General features: G+C 41.8%; 18 protein-coding genes. 13 read left to right on the forward strand and 5 right to left on the reverse strand.

Annotated elements, in window-relative coordinates; all coding sequences use genetic code 11:
• Together LH29_RS11385 and LH29_RS11390 are read right to left on the reverse strand one after the other, a co-directional pair.
• Complete coding sequence (locus LH29_RS11385; protein WP_045029767.1) at window positions 1-2,307, reverse strand: type IA DNA topoisomerase; 2,307 nt, start codon at window positions 2,305-2,307, stop codon at window positions 1-3.
• A gap of 318 nt (window positions 2,308-2,625) precedes the next feature.
• Entirely contained in the window at window positions 2,626-3,210 is a 585-nt protein-coding gene (locus LH29_RS11390; protein ID WP_045029769.1) for a thioredoxin family protein, read from the reverse strand.
• Window positions 3,211-3,423: 213 nt separating this feature from the next.
• Here LH29_RS11390 and ligA point away from each other — a divergent pair, with 213 nt between their 5' ends.
• From ligA to LH29_RS11425, 7 genes are all read left to right on the forward strand, one after another.
• Window positions 3,424-5,430 carry an NAD-dependent DNA ligase LigA gene (gene ligA, locus LH29_RS11395; RefSeq protein WP_045030230.1) on the forward strand — a complete coding sequence of 669 codons (2,007 nt, stop codon included), beginning with the start codon at window positions 3,424-3,426 and terminating at the stop codon, window positions 5,428-5,430.
• Between the two features lie 59 nt (window positions 5,431-5,489).
• On the forward strand, window positions 5,490-6,065 hold the full coding sequence (locus LH29_RS11400; protein ID WP_045029771.1) for a hypothetical protein: 576 nt from the start codon (window positions 5,490-5,492) through the stop codon (window positions 6,063-6,065).
• An 11-nt stretch (window positions 6,066-6,076) separates the two neighbouring features.
• On the forward strand, window positions 6,077-6,595 hold the full coding sequence (locus LH29_RS11405) for a DUF6913 domain-containing protein (protein ID WP_045029773.1): 519 nt from the start codon (window positions 6,077-6,079) through the stop codon (window positions 6,593-6,595).
• Window positions 6,592-7,473, forward strand: a complete 882-nt coding sequence (dapA, locus tag LH29_RS11410) for a 4-hydroxy-tetrahydrodipicolinate synthase (RefSeq protein ID WP_045029775.1) — start codon at window positions 6,592-6,594, stop codon at window positions 7,471-7,473. Before LH29_RS11405 ends, dapA begins: the two co-directional genes overlap by 4 nt.
• A 74-nt stretch (window positions 7,474-7,547) precedes the next feature.
• Window positions 7,548-8,084: a hypothetical protein gene (locus LH29_RS11415; RefSeq protein WP_157493672.1), complete on the forward strand. Its 537-nt coding sequence runs from the start codon at window positions 7,548-7,550 to the stop codon at window positions 8,082-8,084.
• Window positions 8,085-8,146: 62 nt separating this feature from the next.
• The gene (locus LH29_RS11420; protein ID WP_045029778.1) at window positions 8,147-11,407 is read left to right on the forward strand and encodes a UvrD-helicase domain-containing protein; all 3,261 of its coding nucleotides are present in this window, start codon (window positions 8,147-8,149) and stop codon (window positions 11,405-11,407) included.
• Window positions 11,408-11,484: 77 nt separating this feature from the next.
• Window positions 11,485-11,913: a QcrA and Rieske domain-containing protein gene (locus LH29_RS11425; protein WP_045029781.1), complete on the forward strand. Its 429-nt coding sequence runs from the start codon at window positions 11,485-11,487 to the stop codon at window positions 11,911-11,913.
• 7 nt (window positions 11,914-11,920) lie between these two features.
• Here the strand turns inward: LH29_RS11425 and LH29_RS11430 are convergent, their stop codons facing one another.
• Complete coding sequence (locus tag LH29_RS11430) at window positions 11,921-13,246, reverse strand: alpha-L-fucosidase (protein ID WP_045029783.1); 1,326 nt, start codon at window positions 13,244-13,246, stop codon at window positions 11,921-11,923.
• 63 nt (window positions 13,247-13,309) lie between these two features.
• The gene (locus LH29_RS11435; RefSeq protein ID WP_045030231.1) at window positions 13,310-13,576 is read right to left on the reverse strand and encodes a cupin domain-containing protein; all 267 of its coding nucleotides are present in this window, start codon (window positions 13,574-13,576) and stop codon (window positions 13,310-13,312) included.
• Window positions 13,577-13,847: 271 nt separating this feature from the next.
• Between LH29_RS11435 and LH29_RS11440 the strand changes: the two genes are divergently transcribed.
• A complete protein-coding gene (locus tag LH29_RS11440; RefSeq protein ID WP_082063598.1) occupies window positions 13,848-14,753 on the forward strand; it encodes a metallophosphoesterase family protein in 906 nt (301 codons plus the stop codon).
• 53 nt (window positions 14,754-14,806) lie between these two features.
• Here LH29_RS11440 and LH29_RS11445 read toward each other — a convergent pair whose 3' ends face one another.
• Entirely contained in the window at window positions 14,807-15,217 is a 411-nt protein-coding gene (locus tag LH29_RS11445; protein WP_045029785.1) for a secondary thiamine-phosphate synthase enzyme YjbQ, read from the reverse strand.
• A 188-nt stretch (window positions 15,218-15,405) separates the two neighbouring features.
• Here LH29_RS11445 and LH29_RS11450 point away from each other — a divergent pair, with 188 nt between their 5' ends.
• The 5 genes from LH29_RS11450 (at window position 15,406) to LH29_RS11470 (ending at window position 18,982) form a co-directional block, all read left to right on the forward strand.
• Window positions 15,406-15,816 carry a hypothetical protein gene (locus LH29_RS11450; RefSeq protein WP_045029788.1) on the forward strand — a complete coding sequence of 137 codons (411 nt, stop codon included), beginning with the start codon at window positions 15,406-15,408 and terminating at the stop codon, window positions 15,814-15,816.
• 6 nt (window positions 15,817-15,822) lie between these two features.
• Window positions 15,823-16,827: a TolB family protein gene (locus tag LH29_RS11455; protein WP_045029790.1), complete on the forward strand. Its 1,005-nt coding sequence runs from the start codon at window positions 15,823-15,825 to the stop codon at window positions 16,825-16,827.
• A gap of 6 nt (window positions 16,828-16,833) precedes the next feature.
• Window positions 16,834-17,202 carry a YccF domain-containing protein gene (locus tag LH29_RS11460; protein WP_045029792.1) on the forward strand — a complete coding sequence of 123 codons (369 nt, stop codon included), beginning with the start codon at window positions 16,834-16,836 and terminating at the stop codon, window positions 17,200-17,202.
• Window positions 17,203-17,372: 170 nt separating this feature from the next.
• Window positions 17,373-18,143, forward strand: coding sequence for a DUF432 domain-containing protein (locus LH29_RS11465; RefSeq protein ID WP_045029794.1), 771 nt, complete (start codon window positions 17,373-17,375; stop codon window positions 18,141-18,143).
• A complete protein-coding gene (locus tag LH29_RS11470) occupies window positions 18,143-18,982 on the forward strand; it encodes a mechanosensitive ion channel family protein (RefSeq protein ID WP_045029797.1) in 840 nt (279 codons plus the stop codon). Before LH29_RS11465 ends, LH29_RS11470 begins: the two co-directional genes overlap by 1 nt.

Below are 18,982 nucleotides of genomic sequence, written 5' to 3' on the forward strand. Positions count from 1 at the left end.
CTAGCTCTGAATTATTTCCAGTACCAGCTCCTTTGTTAGTTTGCGTCCGGCAGCTTTTTCGCGAATGGCATCGAAGCTGAATTTAAAATCGCAGCCCTCTTTCCAGTTGCTGCAACCGTAGGCCGTTTTGCCTTTTAGTATTGTACCGCCGCACTTTGGGCATTTGGGCGTTGAATCAACGGCTTTCTTTTCTGCTGAAGATTTATCCATAAACTCAACATTACAATCCGAGGTCAGCTGCAAAATACCGTCTACTTTTTTATCCCCCATCTTAAAACCTTTCAGTTTTGTGGTAGCTCCTTTGTTCAGCAAACGCTCAACCTGTTTGTCGGTGAGCTTTTTCTCCATAAAAACAAATGGCAGCCTAAAATTACAACCTTCTTTCCAACGGTTACAACCATATGCATTATTGCCTTTCAGCACTTTTCCTTCCCTGCATTTCGGACAAGTCATTTCTTCACTGCCTGTATCAACTGCCTTTTGCCCTTTTGACTTTTTACTTTTGCCTTTTGCCTTCTTTTCCGGTTCCGGCGCGGCCAGTTTCACCGAGCTACGATCGCGCATTACTTCAACAACCAGATCGTAAACCATACGTTTCATATCGTAAATAAACTTCGAGGCATTGTATTCACCTTGCTCAATTTCACGCAGTCGCTTCTCCCATTGGCCGGTTAGTTCGGCCGATTTTAGCAATTCATTCTGAATGGTATCAATCAGTTGAATTCCCATTTTGGTTGGGTGAATCTGCTTCTTCTGTCGCTCGATGTATTTGCGTCGGAATAAAGTCTCGATAATTGCTGCACGTGTAGATGGACGACCAATACCGTTGGCTTTCATCAGGTCGCGCAGTTCATCGTCATCCACATTTTTACCGGCCGTTTCCATGGCACGCAACAACGATGCTTCGGTATAATAACGCGGCGGTTTGGTTTCCTTTTCTGTAAACGATGGTTCGTGCGGACCGTGTTCTCCTTTTTCAAATGCCGGAAGAATCGTGTCGCCATCACCACTTTTGCTATTTTCATCCTGAAAAACAACACGCCACCCGGGTTGCAGAATTAGTTTTCCGGTAGCTACAAATTGCACCGTATCAACTTCGGCCTTTACCTGTGTTTTGGCCACTTTACAATCGGGGTAAAACGCGGCTAAAAAACGTCGTGCTATGGCATCGTAAACCTTTTTCTCGTTACCACCCAGCAACTTCTCCTCTCCGGTTGGAATAATGGCATGGTGATCGGTAACTTTTTTATCGTTAAAAACTTTTGTCGATTTTCGGATTTTTTTCGCCAGCAAGGGCTGCGCCAGCTCGCTATAACTTTTTAGTCCCATTAAAATCCCGGGAATTTTTGGGTACTGATCGTTGGGCAAAAAAGTGGTATCAACACGCGGATAGGTAACCACTTTCATTTCATACAATCGTTGCACGGTTTTTAGGGTTTCATCAGCCGTTAATCCAAAGCGAGTATTACAATGTACCTGCAAACTGGTGAGGTCGAAAAGTTTTGGAGCATATTCCTGGCCGTCTTTCTTTTCAACGTCGGTAATGTACAGGTCCTTACCCAACACCTGGTTCAGCAGTTTTTCACCGTCTTCCTTTTTGAAAAACTTTCCTTCGGTATTGCTAAAAACCGTGTCGCGATAGGTGGTTTGCAACTCCCAGTAGGGTTCAGGTTTAAAATTCTCGATTTCATAATGGCGCGTTACCAGCATCGCAAGTGTTGGCGTTTGCACCCGCCCGATAGACAAAACCTGCTTATAACCACCGTATTTCAGGGTGTATAAACGTGTGGCGTTCATTCCCAGCAACCAGTCGCCAATAGCCCGTGAGCTTCCGGCGTAATACAGGTTATCAAATTTTTCGGCCGGTACCAGCTTCTGAAATCCGGTTTTAATGGCTTCGTTCGTCAGCGATGAAATCCACAAACGTTTCACTTCGCCTTTGTAACCGGCCTCTTTCATCACCCAGCGCTGAATAAGTTCCCCTTCCTGGCCGGCATCACCACAGTTAATCACCTGTTCAGCCTTATCCAATAAGCTTTTAATGGTATTAAATTGTTTGGTTACTCCGCCATCGCCTGTCATCACCTTGGTCTCAAAACGTTTGGGCAACATGGGCAGTGTTTGCAGATCCCAGCGTTTCCACTTCGAATCGTAATCCTCGGGCGGCCACAAGGTACAAAAATGGCCAAAGGTCCAGGTTACCTGGTAACCGTTTCCTTCGTAATAACCATCTCTTCGCGAACCTGCCCCAATTACCTGGGCAATTTCTTTGGCAACACTCGGTTTCTCTGCAATACAAACAATCATAAGTGCTGCAAATATACAAGGAATGATGTGGGATGAAAAAGGGAGTTATTAACAAGCTTTTAAGAAAGATGGATTTTAATTGAGCACTGAGACTTTGAGACAGTGAGATTACCAGGATTGATAAATTGTAAAACTGTTAAATTGTAAACTAGCACTGAAAACTGAGACTGCGACTTTCTCTGTGAAACTCCGTGTCTTCTCTGCGCAACTCTGTGGTAAAAGAAAATTGCAAAATTGTTAAACTGTTAAATTGTACAATTACCAACTGAGAACTGAAACTACGACTAGAAACTCGCAGCTCGCAGCCAGTAACTCTTATTACCATACCAAATCACAGGCATCAGCGGGCATCCAGTGTTTTTCTTTGCCATCCCATTTTACGTTGCAGCCAATCGGGTTGGTAACCGGAACAGAAATCTTTTTACCACTGGTTAGTTCTTCCAGCGCATTCGCCAAATCGTTAACGGTAATTTTTGAGGCATCACGCGGACTGTCAACTCCCCTTCCGGTATAAACCAGCTCACGGTTTTCGTTAAACACATAAAAATGTGGTGTTCGCAACGCACCGTACGCCAATGCAATTTCCTGCGATTCGTCGTACAAATATTTCCACGGAAACTGGTGTTCCTTCATGCGCGCTACCATGTGATCGAAATCATCCTCTTCGTAAGTATTCTTGCTGTTCGAGTTAATTCCGACAAACTCAACACCCAGCGGTTTAAAACGCTCAGCCGTTCTACGGGTAACTTCGTCGCTGTTTATCACGTAGGGGCAGTGATTGCAGGTAAAAAACACCACCAGATATTTCGAGTCCTTAAAACTTTCCAATGAATAGCTGTTCCCGTCGGTTGCCGGAAGATCAAAACCGATTGCCTTTTTTCCTATTTCGAGTGTAAATGCCATAATTGTATTTCCTTTTACTACATAAAGAATTTCTACCTAAAATTGTTTAATCGCTGGATTGTTTTACCCTCAACCTCTAAAGGGGATTATGACCAAGTCCCCTTTACAGGATTTAGGGATTAATCGAAATTTGGCATGTAAAATTTTATGCTTGTTTCGTCCAACAAATTATCTTTGAAAAATCATCTTGAAACATTTACAATTAGTGTACGAATGAGCAGCGAACAGGATTTACAACAAATTAAAGATTTGCAGGCCGAACTGGCCGAACACAACTATAAATACTACGTTTTAGCGCAACCATCAATCAGCGATTTTGATTTTGATATGAAGATGAAAGAGCTGGAGCGCCTTGAAAAACAATACAATATTAATGATCCTAATTCGCCAACACAGCGCGTGGGAAGCGATTTAAGCTCCGACTTTCAGCAGGTTACACACAAGTACACGATGTTGTCGTTGTCGAATGCCTACTCGCAGGACGAGCTAAAGGATTTCGACAGCCGCATTCAGAAAATTATCGGCACCAACGATTATGAGTATGCGTGCGAACTAAAATTTGATGGTTCATCCATTAGCCTCATTTACGAAAATGGAGAATTGGTGCGTGCCGTAACCCGTGGCGACGGCGTAAAAGGCGACGATGTAACAACCAATGTACGCACCATTCAATCGGTGCCGCTAAAATTACGCGGAAATGATTTTCCGGAAAGTTTTGAGATTCGTGGCGAAATTGTGATGCCATTCGATGCTTTCAACAACCTGAATGTGGAATTGGAAAAATCCGGCGAACCCTTATTGGCTAATCCAAGAAACACTGCTGCCGGAACACTGAAAATGAAAAACTCGTCAATAGTTGCCTCGCGAAAACTGGATGCCTACCTGTATTATGTGCTTGGCGAAAATTTACCGGAAGACGGCCATTACGAAAGCCTGCAAAAAGCACGCGAATGGGGTTTTAAAATTTCAGAGCATACTCAACTTTGCAAAAACATTGATGAAGTTTTCTCCTTCATAGAAAAGTGGGATACCGAACGGTTTAACCTGCCGGTTGCTACCGACGGAATTGTAATTAAACTGAATTCGCGCAAACTGCAAAACAACCTTGGTTTTACGGCCAAGTCGCCGCGTTGGGCGATTGCCTATAAATTTAAGGCCGAAAGTGTTGCCACCATCCTAAAATCGGTTTCGTACCAGGTTGGACGAACGGGCGCCGTTACACCGGTGGCCAATCTCGAGCCGGTGCTTATTGCCGGAACTATTGTAAAACGGGCGTCGCTGCACAATGCCGATATTATCAGCAACCTGGATTTGCATATCGACGATACTGTTTTCGTGGAAAAAGGTGGCGAGATCATTCCAAAAATTACAGGTGTTGATCCGGCCAAACGACATCCGATGTTTCAGCCGGTGCAGTTTATTGAATCATGCCCCGAGTGCGGCACAAAGCTGATACGAAAAGAAGGTGAAGCCGCCCATTATTGTCCGAATGAAGATGCCTGCCCGCCACAAATAAAAGGCAAGATGGAGCATTTTGTAAGCCGGAAAGCAATGGATATTGACGGCATCGGTCAGGAAACCATTGAGTTGCTTTACAACGAAGGTCTGGCTAAAAACATCACTCAACTGTACCAACTACAAAAGGCGCAACTGCTAAACTTGGAACGAATGGCGGATAAATCGGCCCAACGAATTCTTGATGGTTTGGAAGCATCAAAACAAGTTCCGTTCGAGCGGGTACTATTTGCGCTGGGAATTCGTTTTGTTGGTGAAACAGTAGCAAAAACGCTGGTAAAAAAGCTGCATACCATTGAAAATATTCAGCAGCAAACAAAGGAACAGCTGGTAGAAATTGATGAAATTGGCGACCGCATTGCCGAAAGTGTAGTGGAATGGTTTTCGAACGAAGAACACCTGCAGTTTATCCAACATTTGAAAGAATACGGACTTCAGTTTGCAATCAGCGAAGACCAGCTGGAAGGACAAACCAACAAACTGGAAGGTTTGAGCATAGTTATTTCGGGTACTTTCGAGCAACACTCGCGCGACGAGCTTAAAAAACTAATTGAGCAAAACGGAGGAAAAAATGTGGGCTCCATCTCCAAAAAAACAAGTTATTTGCTCGCCGGAAGTAATGTAGGCCCCAGTAAACTTGAAAAAGTGGAGAAGCTGGGTATTCCAATGATCAGCGAGGACGATTTCCTGAAAATGATCGAATAGATTATCGGTTACAATGAATCAAAAAAATTACGGTTGAAGCTAAATAAGATGCTTATACTATGACAAAAACAATTCTTCTTTTATCGATAACACTCCTCTTATCCGTCGCTGTCAGCGCTCAGAATATCATTGAGTGGTCGGCCGACTATCAACTTCAAAAAAGCGATTTTCAGGCCAAAGCGCCCAACAGCGGGCAAATGCAAACAGCCTCGGGAAGTTTTTCCGTAGAATACGAAACCGGCAGTTTGAATATGGTAATGAACCGTAACATGAATGAAAATGTATCGTGCCACTTTCAAAAAGACGCTTCGTACATTGACGACGGGACGGAAGAAGCCACAGCACGTTTATTACGCTATCAGCAACTGATCTTTAATCTGTACGAAATTCAGGCGCGTAATCTCCGCAAAAAGTTTTTCGAGGAACGCAAAACGATGCTAACAAAAGGCCCCTCGGAACTGCATGAACAGGCGTATGCCGAGCATGCAAAACTGCTTTCGCAAGTGGAAAGCGATACTTTCAACGGTACGCTCGATTCGGAAATTGATAAGTGGATGAAGTGGTCGCTGGAAGAGCTGGATAAACTGGGTGACTTTTGCAAAACCTGTAATCCAAAAAAGAAGAATAGAAAATAAGACACTGCATTATGGGATTGAAAGAAAAATATGCCTATCGAAAACTCCGGAAGCTGGTGGCTGCGCAGAAACGCACACCGGTAATTCCTAATCTTGCTTTACATTCGAAAGTGGGTGTGATTTGGCAACCATCGGAAAAACCGGCGGTGCAATACCTCCGCGATTATTTTAACAGGCATGGTGCTATTTTTCGCGATTACTGCATTTTCGACAGCGATTCAAATCCGGCCGCCGAAGCCAATTCCTTAACCGTAAACGACCTCAACTGGTGGGGAATTCCGAAACCCGAAAAAGTAGGCGACTTTATCGAAATGGAACTTGATCTTCTGCTGTGTTTGGCTGCCGAAAAAAACTTTGCTGCCGATTATATAACAGCGTTATCACATGCTAAATTCAAAATTGGCAGTTCTGAAGCCGATGATTCCTACTTCGATCTGAATATTAAGATTGACCAAAATAAGGATGCAATGTTTCTGGCCGAACAACAAATTTTCTATCTTGCGCAACTAAACAACAGAACAGATTCATGAGTCGATATTTCAAAGGCGCAGGGGTAGCGCTAATTACTCCGTTTACAACAAACGATCAGGTTGATTACAAAGCACTTGAAACGATAATTGATAACCAGGTAAAAGGTGACATGGACTATTTGGTAGCTCTTGGCACCACCGCAGAAACAGCCACTCTAAGCGCTGATGAAAAAGCACAGGTGGTTGAACTTGTAAAAGAAAAAGCCAATGGTTTGCCGGTTGTGGTTGGAATGGGCGGAAACGACACCCGCACCATGTGCAACCAGATTGATAACTTTAATTTTGAAGGCATCGACGGAATTTTAGTTGTTACACCCTACTACAACAAACCTTCGCAGGAAGGAATGTACCGCCATTATCTTGAAATTGCCAAAGCAAGTCCGGTTCCGGTTATTCTTTACAATGTACCGTCGCGTACCGGTATAAATCTTGAAGCAACCACTGTTGGACGTTTAGCTGAAGCATCGGATAAAATTGTGGCCATCAAAGAAGCGTCGGGCGAGCACTCGCAAATGACTAAAATAGGGAAATATACACCCGATGATTTTACGGTTATTTCGGGCGACGACCTGCTTGCCATTACCATTGCTGCCATTGGCGGACAAGGAGTAATTTCGGTGGCAGCAAACGCTTATCCCGAGAAAATCAGCAAAATTATGCATCTTGCTCTGAACAATGACTTTGATGCAGCACGCAAAATTCATTTCGAACTAATTGAGATGTTCCAACTGCTGTTCCGCGAAGGTAATCCGGGAGGAATTAAAGCGCTTATGAATATTCAAGGCACCATTGAAAATATCCTTCGTTTACCGTTGTACAAAATCAGCGACGGACTTTACGACGAGATAAAACAGCGCCACGAACTGATAATGCGTTAACAGTTTTTAAGCTCACATTTTTGAATCCCCTCGTAATAAATGGTACTTTTGTATAGCACTATATAATGAAAGCTATGCGATCAGTTTTAATTGGATTTCTATTGTTCTTTGGCCTGCAGGCAGTTGCCCAGCAAGGTTTGCAAATGGATTTTGGCGAAGTTGATTCGAGCGAAGTCCTGTTGCATCGCCAGATTGAATATTACAACCTGATTAACGGCGGGCTTGATGGCAGTTACCTAATGGAGGAATTGCAACTTCCGGCTTTTGATATGAACCGGTTTTACCAAAGTCGCTATACTTTAGCGTTGGCTGCATTCCCTCAACTCAATTACACCGGTTTATCATTTCACGGATCTGATATTGTTTCACCCTACTATTACAACGCAGAAATGCTAAGTTCTGCGGCATTCGAATTGGGCGACAAATTTGTTATTGGCGGATACAGCTACGGGGCGAACTTCATTAATTCGGCGCCACTTCCCAATCAGAATTCGAGCTATTTTGATGCCTACGGCTCTACCATGTTTATGCAATACAAGGTTTCAAAGAAATTCAAAATCGAAACCAGCATCAGCATTCAGCAAAACCGAATTGGACCACCGGGATTTTAGCCTTGCGTCCTCCACTCAAAATCTTATCTTTAAACACTGAACTTTAAACTCAGATCACATACATGCTTACAGTTTACAAAGCTTCTGCCGGATCGGGAAAAACCTTTCAACTGGTTGTTGAATACCTGAAAATAATCCTGAGCAATCCGTACAACTACAAACACATTCTGGCAGTAACTTTTACCAACAAGGCCACCAACGAAATGAAAAGCAGGATCCTTGAGCAACTGCATTTACTGGCCATCGAGAAAGATTCTCCCTACATCGAACCGCTTCAAAAAGACAATAATTACACCGAACAATTTATCCGCCAAAGGGCTAAAGAAGTGCTCAAAAATATTCTGCACGACTACAATCGTTTTTCAATAAATACGATCGATTCTTTTACGCAGAAAGTAATCAAATCCTTTAACCGCGAGCTGGGTATTTCGCCTAATTTTACGGTGGAACTCGACAACGACCTGCTTTTACAGGAAGCTTCCGACCGTTTGCTGGCCCGAATAAATGACGATAAAGACCTGTTAAAATGGTTGCGTGACTACAGTAAAGAAAAGATTGAAGCCAACCGTAGCCAGCGCATCGACGACGATATACAAAATCTGGGCAAAGAGCTTTTTAAAGAATCGTTCCAGGTGTTTTTCCCTGATGAAGGAGAATCGGTTTATAACCGCGAAAACCTGAATGATTTTGGCAAAGAACTGCGCCAGATCATCCGTCAATTTGAAAAGGGAATAAAAGACAAAGCACAAACATTATTTAACGACATTTTTAGCAACGGATTTTCGGTTGATGATTTCTCGTATAAAAAATCGGGAGTTGCCGGCTACATTCAATCGCTTGCCAACGGCGAAATAAAAGAACCCGGATCGCGCGTTCTTACAGCTTGCGAAGACGTTGAAAAATGGTACTCAGCGAAACACAAACAAGCGGCTGAAATCCACAACATGGTTGATACAAAACTGCAACCGGGATTAATTTCGCTTGTTGAGTTTTACACGTCGAATAACATAAGGTACAACACTGCCCAGGCTGCGCTCCGACAGTTGAGAATGTTGGGAATTCTTAGCGACCTGAAGGAGGAAATAAAAAAAATTCAACAGGAAAAAGGTGCTTTGCAACTTTCCGATTCCAACCTGTTGCTGAGCAAAATTATCGGTCAGAGCGATTCGCCTTTTGTGTACGAAAAAATTGGCAACTACTATAAATATTTTATGCTCGATGAGTTTCAGGATACCTCGGGCCTGCAGTGGCAGAACTTTAGGCCGCTGCTTGAAAACTCGCTGGCCGAAGGTAATGCCAACCTTATTGTGGGCGATGTAAAACAATCGATTTACCGCTGGCGTAACAGCGATTGGAGCATTTTGGCCGAGCAATTGGATGCCCAGTTTTCGCCACAACAAAAACAGGATTTTACCCTAGAAAAAAACTGGCGAAGCGATAAAAACATCATCGCTTTTAACAACGCCATTTTTGGAGAACTAAAAACAGCTTTTGAAGATTACCTGATCGGTTCGCTTGAAAACCGGGAGGCTTACATTCAAAAGTTCGATCATATTTATTCGTCGTACCAACAGGAAGCCGGAAAATCGAATGATGAAGCAACAGGTTTCACACAAATCAATTTCCTTCCGGAAGACGACTTTGAAGAAACGGCTACCGAACAATTGGTTGAGCAGGTAAAATACCTGCAGGATCAGGGAATTAAAGCCAAAGACATTGCCATTTTAATCCGTAAAAACAAAGAGGGCGGCCCAATTATCGAAGCCTTTTTAGCGGCTGCAAAACTCGATGAGAATAAAAACTATAACCTTTCGGTACTGTCAAACGAATCGTTGTTTTTACATGCCTCAAAAGCAGTTTTGGTTGTGATAAGTACCATCGAGCTGTTGATCGATCCGGAAAATAAAATCACACAGGCTACCTTGTTACACTTGTGGCAAAGCTGGCTAAAACCCCGTTTAAAAACCATGAGTATTCCGGTTCATTCAAACAATGGGCAAAGTTTGCTTGATTTTAACGATTACAGCGACTGGCACCTTCAACCCGGTTTTGACGAAGAATTCAGTTCGGAATTAGCCGGTAAACTCGAGCAGGTAAAACGAAAGGTTTTGCTAACATCACTGGATGAAACAATCACGCATATTTGTTCGCTTTTTGGCTTGTTCAATTTCGAATCGGAATTGCCATTTCTGCAAACACTGATAGATAAAGCGGGCGAATTAAAAATATCCTTATCAAACGATTTGTCGAACCTGTTGTACTGGTGGAACGAAAAAGGTAGCAACACATCGGTAAATGTAAATGAAGAGGTAAGTTCGATTCGATTGATGACCGTTCACAAATCAAAAGGGCTGGAGTTTAAAGCAGTTCTGCTCCCCTACCTCGACTGGAAAACCAGCTGGAGTGGTACAACGGCACCTTTGCTTTGGTGCAAACCACAATCAGAACCGTTTAACAAATTTCCGTTACTACCGATCCAGGCCGGTAAACACATGGAAACATCAGAATTTGCACCCATGTATTTCGAGGAAAAAATGAATTACTACATCGACACGCTTAATTTGGTTTATGTGGCCTTTACGCGTGCCGCCACGGTGCTGATCGCCAATTGCCCCATGCCAAAAGAGAGTAAAAATAATTCAGGCTCGGGCAAACCAATTCATTATTTATTGCACAAAGCGCTGGCGAACCAAAGTAAGCAGGATGAATTTGCCGATTGTTTTAACGAAGAACAGGATCGTTTTGAATTCGGCAGAATTGCTAAACAGCCGCAGCAGGATGACGAGCAGAAAGCCATTCTGATCAAAAAATACAACTTTAACGACATTTCGGATAAAATTAGTTTGCGATTGAATGGCGAAGATTTTTTAATTGAGAACGAGCATCAATACTCGGTTAAAAATACCGGGAAAATCATTCACGATATTTTATCTGAAATTGTTTTGGCCGACGATGCCAATGCTGCTTGTTTACAGGCGCTGCAAGATGGTAAAGTGTCGAAAACAGAGTTTGATGAAATTCAAACAAGCATACAAAACAACCTGCTGCTACCGGAGGTTAAAAAGTGGTTTGATGGCAGCTACGAAGTACTGAACGAACGCGACCTGCTTACTTCCGACAAACTGCTGCGACCCGACCGCATAATGTTCTCGGGCGACGAAGCGATTGTTGTTGATTACAAAACCGGCGAACGACAAGACAAGTACCTGTACCAGGTTAAAGAGTATGCCAGAGTTTTACAAAACACCGGTTTCTCAAAAGTAAGTGGTTTTTTGTGGTATTTGCACACCAGTAAACTCGAGAAAGTCTGTGAGTTAGAATAATAGCTATTTTCTTTGCTTAAACCGAACAATAAAATACTTTTTGGTGTTTATACTTTCAAACAACCTGTAAAACAGTTATGAAAAGAAAAGAATTCATCAAAAAGTTTGCGTACGGTGGCAGCGTTCTATTAACCGCACCTGCAATTTTTAGTGCATGCTCCAGTAGCGATGACGATTACGTACCAGAAGATCCGAATGTACCCGGTAATGACGTAACCATTGATCTAAGCAGTTCAACTTATGCGGATCTGGGAACAGTTGGCGGTTTTGTATATGCAGGAAACATTATGATCTTCAGAACAAGCGAAAGTACCTACCTGGCTCTTTCAAAAATATGTACGCACCAGGGATGTACAGTGGCCTATGTTCATGCTGATGGTGATGTTGTCTGCCCATGTCATTCATCGCGTTTTACAACCGGCGGAGCTGTAGTTAACGGACCGGCAACTGCAAGTTTAAAAACATACAGCGTGCAGAAAAACGGCAATATACTTACGATTAGTTAAAACGTTTTTAGTTACTCTCAATCACTTGTCCCTGCTCGCGGTAAAGGTCAACTTTTCCGTCGAGTAGAACGGCGATTACCGTAACCTGCTCATCAAGCACTTTTTCGGGTACATCAATGTATACAATTCCCGGAACAGCGCTCCAGTATTGTTTCATTTTCACATCCCAGTTTAACTTGGTTCCATTACCAACTACCCACATCCGGTTAATCTTATTTTTTATTCCTTTCAACACCAGCGAACCGTTTGGTTTGTGTGGCACAAATAAATAAAGAATATCTCCGGTTTTGTTCAATGCAGTTGGTCCGTAATAATGTTCGTATGGAATTCCGGCCTGCGTTCCGTAAATGGCTTCAGCATGTTTGTTCGTCCAGCGGCCCAGTTCTTTTAAAATCTTAACCTGTTCTTCAGGAATTGAGCCATCTGCTTTCGGACCAATATCAAGCAGTAAATTCCCTCCTTTATTGATACAATCCACCAGAATGCGAATAACCTGGTTGGGCGTTTTATAATTGTGATCGTTGTGCTGATAACCCCAGCTGTCGTTCATGGTCATACACAGCTCCCAATACGGTGCATCGGGGCGAGTTACTGGCAGTCCCTGCTCGGGTGTGGCATAATCGCCATAGCCCTGAATCCTGCTGTTCAGAATCACATCTTTATTCCATTTCCGTAAAGATTCGCTTAACTCCTTTGCTTTCCACTTTTCTGCTGATTGCTCCCAGTCGCCGTCAAACCAGTACAAATCGGGTTTAAATTGTTTCGACAATTCTTCCAACTGGCAAAAGTTAAAGTCGACAAAATTTGCCCAGCGAAGTGAGTCATTTTCGTAACGTTTAATTTTTCGTGTTTTGTTCGGATAATCAGGATGCGACCAGTCGAGCAACGAATAGTACAAACCAACTTTCAAATCATTTTTGCGCAATGCTTTAACAAAAGGGGCCACCAGATCTTTTCCCGCAGGCGTTTTATCAACCACATTTAAATCGTTGCATTTGGTATCCCAAAGTGCCACGCCATCATGATGTTTTGTAGTAAGCACAGCATATTGGGCTCCACTTCCGGCAATCAGTTCAGCCCATTGTTCAGGATTATATTTTTCGGCTGTGAATCCGGCCAGTTGATTCATGTAGTCGTCGTACGAAATATAGTCGTTAAAAAACGACCAGCTTTCATCAATGCCGTTTACAGAATAAATACCCCAATGAATAAAAATACCCAGCTTAGCATCGCCAAACCACTGCATTCGTTTCTGAGTTTCTTTACTAATTTCCTGTGCGTTTGCACCAAGTGACAAGATGATTGCCACTACCAAATATAAAACCTTTCGCATAAGATCTAATTCAACAGTTAGTTCAGATGCAAACTTTGTAAAATATTTAAGAAGTAAATATGATTATTCACAGGAATAGTGCATTTCTATTTCGTCCTCGACGTCCCAAACGCACTCAAGGCCTTTCGGAAAGGTGACAAAATCACCTGCCCGAACTGTTGTTTGTTCAAACTCAGTTGCTATTATCGCTTCACCCTCGACAATATAACACATCTCTGTTTCCTCGTAATACCAATCCATTTTCTCTTCATCGAGCTTACGAACCGGCCAATCAAAAACTCCCTCTTCCTGTAATTCTTCTTCAGAATAGTTATCAACAGAAATTTTCATCTGCATTAAATTTAGTTGCACACAAATTACGAACAAAAATGATAATTATTTGCGATATTTTTCGATAAAAAATCACTCTAATTTGCTTTCAGTAAAAAATGAGTTCTATTGTAATTATATTAATTACGATAAGGGTGTGATAATCCAAAGCAGTATATTTCATAACAAGTTCTGCCAAAAAATGAATCTCCGGTTAAAGATTATTTAAATTATAATCAACATTTCTTTTCACTAATTCTCTTAAATTCACAGTATAATTAAAAACAACAAAATGAAACAGCTAATCTATTTATCATTCAGCTTATTTCTGCTTTTTAGTTGCACACCAACTTCCAACCAGCAAGCAGATTCTGCAACAGATGACTTCTCTTTTGTATTTATGACTGATATTCATATTACGCCAGAACGTAATGCAACAGAAGGTTTTAGCCAGGCTATTGATACGATAAACAGTCTAACACCGGATTTTGTATTAACAGGAGGCGACAACATAATGGATGCGCTTGGGCAGACATATGAGGCCAGCGACAGCCTTTACAAGCTATACGAAAATACGGTAGCAAAAGTGAAAGCTCCGGTTTATAACACCATGGGAAATCATGAAGTTTTCGGGTTATACGAAAATAGCGGCGTTTCTCCGTCGCATGAAGAATACGGCAAACAGCTTTACCAAAACCGACTGGCCAAGCGTTATTACTCATTCGATTATAAAAACTGGCATTTTGTGGTTCTCGATGGGATTGGATTTACAAACGACAGACATTACTACGGACATGTTGACGAAGAACAACTGGAGTGGCTAAAAAATGATCTGAAAACAGCAGGAGACAAACCAATAGCCGTAAGTATTCATATTCCTTTGTTAAGTATAGGATCGCAGATTATGCAAGGCCCTACAGAGGGGATGTCGGAGGGCTCGATTGTTACCAATGCGAACCAGGTTAGGGAGATACTCGAACAACACAATACAAAACTGGTTTTACAGGGACATTTGCATTTCCTCGAAGATATTGAATACAATGGGATTCATTACATTACCGGGGGAGCTGTTTCTTCGCAGTGGTGGCAAGGCCAACGATTTGGCATGGAAGAAGGATTTTTAAAGATTGATGTTAAAGGAGAAAACTTTAGCTGGGAATACATCGATTATGGCTGGGATGTAAAAGAAACAAATTAATACAGCACATAAAATGAAGCAGAAAAACCGGGGAGTTCCCGGTTTTTCTGCTTTTAGCTATATATCGTTAATACCAATCGCCGTGCACCCCCGTAATCACGGAATTCTCCAAAATAAATTCCCTGCCAGGTGCCCAAATTTAATCGATGGCGGGTAATGGGTATGGTTACTTCGGCACCAATAACCGACGATTTAAGGTGCGCAGGCATATCATCAGCTCCCTCGTAGGTATGCACATAAACCGGATCGTTCTCGGGGATCATTTTATTGATAAAATTCTCAAAATCGGTGCGCACAGTCGGGTCGGCATTTTCGTTCAACGTAATACCGGCCGATGTATGTTTAACCAGTATATGCAGCAATCCTTTCTCGGGCAATTCCGGTAATTGCTCTTCAATTAATCGGGTAATTAAATGATATCCGCGTCGGAATGCGGGAAGTGTTATTTCTTTCTGTACAATCATAATTCTGCTTTCTATTCAAAAGCTTAAAATTAAAAAGTATTTAGCAACTGTAGAAAAAATACCACTTGTTCGATGCTGAATATTTAACACTCATCTGTAATTATCGGCGTTTTACCTTTTTCACGCGGTAGAAAAACCGATGAAATAAGTAATTTCGTTTTGGTTTGATACACATATAAAAGAAAACGATGAACGCAACTCTACTCTTTGCTGGACTGGCCATTGGCATTTTACTTTTATCGGTGTTGGTAATTATCCTGATCAAACAAAATAAAGCAGGAATGTACAGCGCGAATAATCAGTTGGCTTCAAAAGCAATGGGCCGGGGAATTGCCATTGGTTATGCTATTGGTATGGGGCCAGGAATTGCACTGGGTGTTGCGTTGGATAATATAGGACTTGGAATTGCGCTGGGCGCCGGAATTGGAATATCGATTGGGGTGGCACTTGGCGAGAGTTTTAAAAAGAAAGAACTGGCCAAAAAAAATCTTACCGTTCAGGATTCCGATTCGGGAAAAGGTATTATTCCAAAACTATTGTTGTTGCTTATTGCCATAGTTGCACTTCTTGTTCTTGTATTTTACACTTTATTTAAATAAACTCAAATGAAAATTTCACTACTACTTATAGTGGCAATTATTGTAGCATCCTGCAGTAATACAAATAAACCAGTTACCGAACCTTATCTCGGGGAGAGTTTACCGGGAAACGAGCCTCAACTTTTTGCTCCAGGCTTTGTGAACGATGGTATAGCCTCTCGTGATATTACTTTCACCCCCGATGGAAACGAGGTATATTTTGGAAAAAATATTGGGAACTCGAGATACGCCACTATTCTATACTGTAAAAACACCAAAAACGGATGGACAAAACCCGAGGTAGTTTCTTTTGCCCGTGATTCTCGCTACATTTATATCGAACCCTGCATATCTCCTGATGGCAAAAAGATGTTTTTTGTTTCGAATAAGGGCCAAGAGATTGACGAGAACAATCGCTTTATAACCGATATTTGGGTTGCAGATCGTATTGAAGACAATTGGGGCGCTCCATACAAATTAGACACAGTGATAAATTCGTCTGATCCTGAATTTTTCCCAAGTGTGGCTGCCAATGGTAACCTGTATTTTACACGTGAAGATCCGACGACAAGAGCAAATACCATTTACAAATCAACATTCGAAAATGGCAACTACCAAAAGCCAGAACCGATGCCTAAAGAAATAAACTGCGGGAGGGCCCGGTTTAATACAACTATTGCCACCGACGAAAGTTTTATGATCATTCCCTGCATTGGCATGCCCGATTCGTATGGCGGAACCGATTACTACATATCGTTTTTTAATGAAACAAAAGGTTGGAGCATCCCTCAAAATATGGGAGAAAAGGTGAATAGCGCGACAACCTTTCAGTACTCGGCAAGTTTTTCGCCCGATGGTAATTATATGTTCTTTATGACCACAAAAGTCAATACTTTAAGTCCGGACATACTTGATTATAAGACATTACAAAATATGCATAATGCTCCCGAGAGCGGAAATTCAAATATTTATTGGATGGATGCATCTTTTATTGATACATTAAAACAAAAAGCAACATTTATTGAAAATTAAAGAACAATGAAAATTTTAGGAAACTTAATTTGGTTACTATTCGGTGGTTTTGCCATCTTTTTGGAATACATGCTTGCCGGCATCGCACTTTGTATAACAATCGTTGGAATCCCATTTGGTATTCAGTCGTTTAAACTTGGCATACTCGCACTTTGGCCTTTTGGGCAAAAAATCGAATACATGGATTATGCTCCGGGCTGTCTGTCAACCGTTATGAATATTATTTGGCTACTCATCGGCGGAATCTGGATCATGCTAACTCATGTACTCTTTGGCTTACTTTTAGGAATTACGATTATCGGTATCCCGTGGGCAAAACAACATTTTAAAATGGCCTCGCTGGCACTAACTCCTTTTGGCAGAAGAATTGTATAAACCGGATCAATTCGGTTAATTAGCTCAGCAAATTCAAACAATCGACAGTTTCACAGGTTATATTAAAACAAAATAAAATCTATAGAAATCAATCCGGCAATGCCGGATTTTTTTCAACTTATGATTTTTCGGAACAAAAAATTGGTAATTTTAGTTATCAAATTCACACTATGGAGAAATTATCTATATACGGTAAAAAGCAACTGAATCCTGGCGAAAGCGTATTGACGGACTATGGCATTTTTACGCTGGGAATTAAGCGCAACGACGAAGGCTGGTACCTAAAATCGTTTGACGATGTAAACGATGGACAGGAAATTGACACCAACGAAATTGTTGACGGAACTTACTACCACTCCGGAAAATCGAACAGACTGATACTAACTCCTGCCCTGCCCGTAAAACCAATGGTTTTTAAGAGCAGCCGGATAATAATTTCACCCAAACAACGCTTAACTTTTTTTGTTAAAATTCCGCTTATTCTCCAGGTGTATGCGAGTAAAAAACTAGATGAAAACCTGCTTGCGGAGTTTCCCTTGCAACACATATCGAATACATGGTTTGGCGAACCGGTAAACGGCGAAGTGGCTTTTGCGCTTGAATCGGAGCACTACCTTAATTTTAGCACAATTGAAGCTGACGAACGATTTGCGATTTGCCCTGTCACTATTTTTAACAACGACAATGCAGCTCTTGAAATCGAGCGACTTATCATTCGTGTTGATCAGATGCATTTGGTAAAATACAGCAATCATTTGGTAACAAGCCAGGTGAAACTGGAATACAGGGGCAAGGATTACTTAAGTTCGGTAAACTACGGTTTCTCAAAAGCTTTTCATGGCGAGAACCACGATATTGTTGCCAAACCACGAAACCCCGAAGGCAAAAGTATGCTTAAGATTAATTTCCATTTTATTAAAAACATTTATCGCTCTGAATAATGAATTTTGACTTTTCGAAATATTTTAATACTGCCAACCTTGAAAAATTAATGTGGGTACTGATCATTTTGGTGGTTGGAGTTGCCTTGATTTACCTGCTGGCATTTGTCGTAAACAAAGTGCTGCCAAAATCCCTGTCTAAACAAAGAAAAATGATCGTTCGGCGCCTCATTTATTATTCAGGATATATATTGCTGGCTTTCATCCTGATTGATCAGCTAAATATTGATCCAACACCGTTCTTTGGTGCTGCGGGTGTTATCGGGCTGGTAATTGGTGTGGCCTCGCAAACCAGTATTGGTAATATTGTTAGTGGTTTTTTTCTGGTTGGGGAAAAGTCATTCGAGATTGGCGATGTAATTAAAGTTGGCGACAAAGCTGGAGTTGTATTTAGCATCGATCTGCTTGCTATTAAAATTCGAACTTTTGATAACCAACTGTTGCGGATTCCGAATCAGACCATAATTTCTACCGAGCTGATAAATGTTACACGTTTCCCTATCCGGCGCCTCGATTTTAACGTAAGTGTGGCCTACAAAGAAGATCTGGCGAAAGTTAAAACCTTGTTGGAAGAAGTTGCAAAAGCAAATCCACTGAGTTTAGACGAGCCGGAGCCACTAATCGTTTTCAAAGATTTTGGAGCAAGCGGAATTGATATTCTGTTGGGAATCTGGTTTGAGAAACAAAACTACCTGAAAGTAAAAAATTCAATTTTCCAGGAAATAAAAGCCCGTTTTGATGCCGAAGGAATCGAGATCCCGTTCCCACACGTTACCTTGTACACCGGCGAAGCCACCAAACCTTTTCCGGTTATGAATACAACAACAGGCAAAAAATAA

The sequence above is a fragment of the Draconibacterium sediminis genome, assembly GCF_000949475.1.
In the GTDB taxonomy this organism is placed as follows: Bacteria; Bacteroidota; Bacteroidia; order Bacteroidales; family Prolixibacteraceae; genus Draconibacterium; species Draconibacterium sediminis.

Excerpts from the sequence above, each read along its gene's own strand:
- LH29_RS11400 (WP_045029771.1), top strand. The coding sequence starts at position 5,490 with ATGACAAAAACAATTCTTCTTTTATCGATAACACTCCTCTTATCCGTC.
- LH29_RS11440 (WP_082063598.1), top strand. The coding sequence starts at position 13,848 with ATGAAACAGCTAATCTATTTATCATTCAGCTTATTTCTGCTTTTTAGT.
- LH29_RS11455 (WP_045029790.1), top strand. The coding sequence starts at position 15,823 with ATGAAAATTTCACTACTACTTATAGTGGCAATTATTGTAGCATCCTGC.
- LH29_RS11470 (WP_045029797.1), top strand. The coding sequence starts at position 18,143 with ATGAATTTTGACTTTTCGAAATATTTTAATACTGCCAACCTTGAAAAA.
- LH29_RS11465 (WP_045029794.1), top strand. The coding sequence starts at position 17,373 with ATGGAGAAATTATCTATATACGGTAAAAAGCAACTGAATCCTGGCGAA.
- LH29_RS11385 (WP_045029767.1), bottom strand. The coding sequence starts at position 2,307 with ATGATTGTTTGTATTGCAGAGAAACCGAGTGTTGCCAAAGAAATTGCC.
- LH29_RS11460 (WP_045029792.1), top strand. The coding sequence starts at position 16,834 with ATGAAAATTTTAGGAAACTTAATTTGGTTACTATTCGGTGGTTTTGCC.
- LH29_RS11420 (WP_045029778.1), top strand. The coding sequence starts at position 8,147 with ATGCTTACAGTTTACAAAGCTTCTGCCGGATCGGGAAAAACCTTTCAA.
- LH29_RS11390 (WP_045029769.1), bottom strand. The coding sequence starts at position 3,210 with ATGGCATTTACACTCGAAATAGGAAAAAAGGCAATCGGTTTTGATCTT.
- LH29_RS11445 (WP_045029785.1), bottom strand. The coding sequence starts at position 15,217 with ATGATTGTACAGAAAGAAATAACACTTCCCGCATTCCGACGCGGATAT.
- LH29_RS11405 (WP_045029773.1), top strand. The coding sequence starts at position 6,077 with ATGGGATTGAAAGAAAAATATGCCTATCGAAAACTCCGGAAGCTGGTG.
- LH29_RS11450 (WP_045029788.1), top strand. The coding sequence starts at position 15,406 with ATGAACGCAACTCTACTCTTTGCTGGACTGGCCATTGGCATTTTACTT.
- LH29_RS11425 (WP_045029781.1), top strand. The coding sequence starts at position 11,485 with ATGAAAAGAAAAGAATTCATCAAAAAGTTTGCGTACGGTGGCAGCGTT.
- LH29_RS11435 (WP_045030231.1), bottom strand. The coding sequence starts at position 13,576 with ATGAAAATTTCTGTTGATAACTATTCTGAAGAAGAATTACAGGAAGAG.
- LH29_RS11415 (WP_157493672.1), top strand. The coding sequence starts at position 7,548 with ATGCGATCAGTTTTAATTGGATTTCTATTGTTCTTTGGCCTGCAGGCA.
- dapA (WP_045029775.1), top strand. The coding sequence starts at position 6,592 with ATGAGTCGATATTTCAAAGGCGCAGGGGTAGCGCTAATTACTCCGTTT.
- LH29_RS11430 (WP_045029783.1), bottom strand. The coding sequence starts at position 13,246 with ATGCGAAAGGTTTTATATTTGGTAGTGGCAATCATCTTGTCACTTGGT.
- ligA (WP_045030230.1), top strand. The coding sequence starts at position 3,424 with ATGAGCAGCGAACAGGATTTACAACAAATTAAAGATTTGCAGGCCGAA.